The 3815-nt window shown below is 63.9% G+C and carries 2 protein-coding genes and 2 pseudogenes; 2 read left to right on the forward strand and 2 right to left on the reverse strand.

All coding sequences use genetic code 11. The features are described from left to right. Positions 1-634 (forward strand): matrixin family metalloprotease (locus tag AHiyo1_RS07505; RefSeq protein ID WP_059388140.1); only part of this gene is annotated, 634 nt, incomplete at its 5' end. Between the two features lie 102 nt (positions 635-736). Here the strand turns inward: AHiyo1_RS07505 and AHiyo1_RS07510 are convergent. Beyond that, positions 737-1689, reverse strand: a pseudogene (locus tag AHiyo1_RS07510) (polysaccharide deacetylase family protein). A gap of 11 nt (positions 1690-1700) precedes the next feature. Further along, positions 1701-3212, reverse strand: a complete 1512-nt coding sequence (locus AHiyo1_RS07515; protein ID WP_059388141.1) for a purine-cytosine permease family protein — start codon at positions 3210-3212, stop codon at positions 1701-1703. 108 nt (positions 3213-3320) lie between these two features. On the opposite strand from AHiyo1_RS07515, the pseudogene AHiyo1_RS07520 reads away from it, so the two are divergent. Further along, positions 3321-3815: pseudogene (locus AHiyo1_RS07520) on the forward strand (PucR family transcriptional regulator ligand-binding domain-containing protein); the annotation flags it as partial.

Here is a 3815-nt window from a genome sequence, read left to right on the forward strand (position 1 = left end):
CCGCTTGGCTCCCCCGCCAAGCCTCGCGGTGGCCAGCAACTCCTTCAAGTTCCTGGCCACCAATGCCGACGGTACCCCCGTGGGCTACTCTCCGTGCCGGCCACTGCACTACGTGGTCAACGCCGCTCTCGCCCCGGCCGGATCCGAGGGGCTCATCGCCGACGCCATTGCAAAGATTGCCGCTGCTACGGGCCTCACATTCGTTGACGACGGCACCAGCAAGGAAACCCCCTCCGAGAAGCGCAAGCCGTACCAGCCCGCGCTCTACGGAGACCGTTGGGCACCGCTGCTGATTTCCTGGACCACTCCAGAGGCGGCTCCCGCATTGACAGGATCCGTCATCGGAACGGGCGGCAGCACCATGTACAGCTTCGGCACCGGACCCAAGAGCTACGTCTCGGGAAGCCTGGACTTGGACGCCCCGCAAATCACGGAACTGCTGGGCGTCTCCGGCGGCGCCCATTACGTCTCCGCGGTGATCCAACACGAACTTGGCCACGTGGTTGGCCTTGACCACGTAGACGATCCGATCCAGCTCATGTACCCGGAGATCGGCGCCCCTGATGGTTTGGCGGCCGGAGACCTGAATGGACTCTACAAACTCCACACCGCTCTGTGCCGCACCGACCTGTAGCCCGGCCCACCCTTAGCCCGGCCCACCCAACTAGCTCGCATTAGGTGTCGTTTTGGGCCCTGATAACGACAACAACTGCGAGTCAGTTGGGTGGGGACGGGCTTAGTTGGGGGCGGTTTCCAGCACGCGGGCGGACGTGAAGCTGGCTCCTGCGCCCGGGTAGGACGGGACCTCGATCCGGGCGTGGCTGTGGATCTCGTTCACCGTGGCCTTGGTGTGCTCGGCGATCCGTTCCAAGGTGGTCACCCACATCCCGTCCATGGCCTTGACTCGTCCGATCAGCTGCTCCAAGGCAACCGCCTTGGACGGACGGCCGGAGATGAAGGGGTGGTTGGTCAAGACGAAACAGCTGCCTTGGGTGTGGTGGGCTTCGGCTTCGAGGGTCCACATCTCCAACACCTTGGCCGGACTCTCGATGACCCCGCTGCCTGTCACTCCCGGATAGAACGCGTATTGTTCCCAATCGTCCAAGGCCCAATCCACCGGGATCTCCACGATGTCCCGCGAATCACCCGAATCCGAGGCAACCGCCATGCGGTAGGGGCATCGCCGTCGAGCAGGCTTGAATCGTAGAGGAAGCCACGGTCCGCGAGCAGCGCCGGCGAATGCCAGTTGAGCTCCCACCACGGTGCCCTGTAGCCGACCGGCCTGACCCCGGCTACCTTCGCGAGCGCGTCGAGCCCGCGGTCCAGGTAGTTGGCCTCGGTGGCGGCGTCGATTCCCTGCATTGGCTCGTGCAGGTAGCCGTGGTGGGCGACTTCATGGCCGCCGTCGACGATCCGCCGCACCACGTCCGGGTAGCTTTCCGCCGTGAATCCCGGGATGAAGAAGGTTCCCTGGATCTCTTGGCGCTCGAGGATCTTCAAGAGTCGCGGAACAGCAACCCTCGGGCCATACGACTGGTGGCTCATGAGGGACATGCGCCTGGTGCTCGTGGGATCGTGCGCGATGGTGCAGGATTCGGCGTCGACGTCGAACGTGAAGGACGCCGCTGCCCTGAAGCCTTCAGGCCAAGTGATCGAGTGTGCCTCGTCGGGGAAAGCGTTGGTGGTCATCAGGTTTCCTTTCAGTCGTTGACCAGATTGGCGACGGCGTCTTCCGCAAGCGGCTGCGACGCTGCGGTCTCGGAAGACAGCGGAAGGTACCGGGCATGGACCCGTGGGCCCAGCGCGCCATAGACTGCCGCGGCAACAAGTCCGCCGGCCAGCCAGGACAAGTCGATCCCGCCCATGGCCGTGGCGATGGGGCCTTGCATGATCGGCAGGACGCCGTACATGAACAGCCACGTGGCAAAGATGCCTACCAGGAGCGCGGTGATCCCGGCCCAGTTGAACGCCGGGAGCCGGCGGGTACCCACAGGGTCGAAGAGCCGGTCGACTGCTACGGGGCTGCGCTTGTCCACCCAGAAGTAGTGCACCAACATGATGCCTCCCCACGCGGCTACCCACGCCACGAGCCCGCCGAGCCACGTGCTCAGTGTTGACGCGAAATCCTCCTGCAGGATGAAGAACACGACGCCGACCAGGGCAAGGAGTCCGACGAAGAGGTTCAAGGAGCGACGCTTGGCCTTGATGTCCAGCGCCTGGGCAGCTACCGAAAAGGTGTAGATGTTCAGGATGTTCGTCGCGATGGGACCGTGCAGCACCAGGAAGAGCACCGGGATGGCCAGCACGCCGAAGTTGTCCACGATGAGGTGGCCGGGATCGGCCGTGCCGCTTTTCGTTGCCAAGCTGGCGCCAAGGATGCCGAGCCACACCACCGGGAGGAACTGGCCGAATACGGAGGCCAGGTAGACCTTGTGCTTGGGGACGGACTTGCTGACGAAGCGTGAATAGTCCGCCGCGTAGGTGAACCAGGTGATCCCCCAGCCGATGCCGATAACCGTCATCACGGTGGTCATGGCCGCGATCCGCGCGCCGCCTTCAAGGACAGCACCGGGAGGGCCAGCGTAGCCCCAATCGATGTTCATGCCGAACCAGGCCACGGCGGACATCGCGATCAGCACCACGATGGTGGGCGGGACGGTCCACTTCTCGAAGGCCGCGATGGCCTTGTAGCCGAACCAGGCGATGGTGACCTGGGCGGACATGATCAGGAAGGCCACCAGGATCTTGGGGCCTACGTTGGGCTGCTCGGGATCGACCATGCCGAGCTTGCCGAGGAGTGCCATCACGAGGTCCAGGATGATCCAGGTGTTGACGGCGCACCAACCGATTCCGAGGAGCGCCTGGATGGCGCTCGGGAGGTAGTTGCCGCGGCGGCCGAAGACGGCCCGGGCCAGGACCATGCCGGTGGCACCGGTCCGCTGGCCCAGGAGGACAAACAAGCCAAAGAGCGCCATGCCGATCAGGTTTCCCACCACCAGGACCGTGACGGTATCGGCAAAGCCCAGTCCAAGCTGGACGCCGAGGGCCCCGAGGACCCAGTTGATGGGAGCAAGGTTCGCGCCTGCCCAGATCCAGAATTGGCCCGCAACGCTGCGGGTACGCGCTGATTCGGGAATGGACTGCAGGTTCTGTTCGACGTCGGTCTGCGCCGTTGCAGCCCCAGGCGTCGCAGTGGATAAGTTCTCGTGCATTGGGGGATCCTCCGTGTAGGAAAGGGACTCCTTCAATGTATGTGCCCCACATCACAGCAACAAGATACGATGTGTACGATAGATTCCAATAATTAGTTACGGAGTGTCATGTCTCTGCTCCTTGCCGACGCCTTCGAACACGAAAGCCTGAAAGCCGCCGAACCAGTTCTCCGGACGGATGTGCCCGAGGCACTGTCCCGGCAGCTCCGTTGGGTCCATTCAAGCGAAGTGCTGGACATCGCTCCGTTGCTGCGGGGCGGAGAGCTGCTCCTGAACGGCGGGCAGGCCCTCGCCACCGCCTCGGACGAGCGGCGCGTGGACTACGTCCGCCAACTGGCGGCGCGCGGCATCACCGCTTTGGCGATCGAAACGGGCCTGATCTGCCCGCAATTCCAGAGTCCATGCTCGACGCCGGCCAGGAGGCCGGGCTCCCCATCATCGAGTTATGCAAAGTGGCCCCTTTCGTCGGCATCATGCAAGCCATCAACTCGCTCCTTGTCAGTGAGTCGGTCGCACAATTGCAGTTCGGTGACGAAACGAGCCATGCCATGGCGGCGGAACTCGCGCACGGAGGCGGACTGGATCAACTCCTCGCGGTGCTGG

It is taken from the genome of Arthrobacter sp. Hiyo1 (assembly GCF_001263615.2).
Lineage (GTDB): Bacteria > Actinomycetota > Actinomycetes > Actinomycetales > Micrococcaceae > Arthrobacter.

What these genes read in the sequence shown, in the direction of transcription:
- AHiyo1_RS07515 (WP_059388141.1), bottom strand. Translation starts at nt 3,212, where the DNA reads ATGCACGAGAACTTATCCACTGCGACGCCTGGGGCTGCAACGGCGCAG.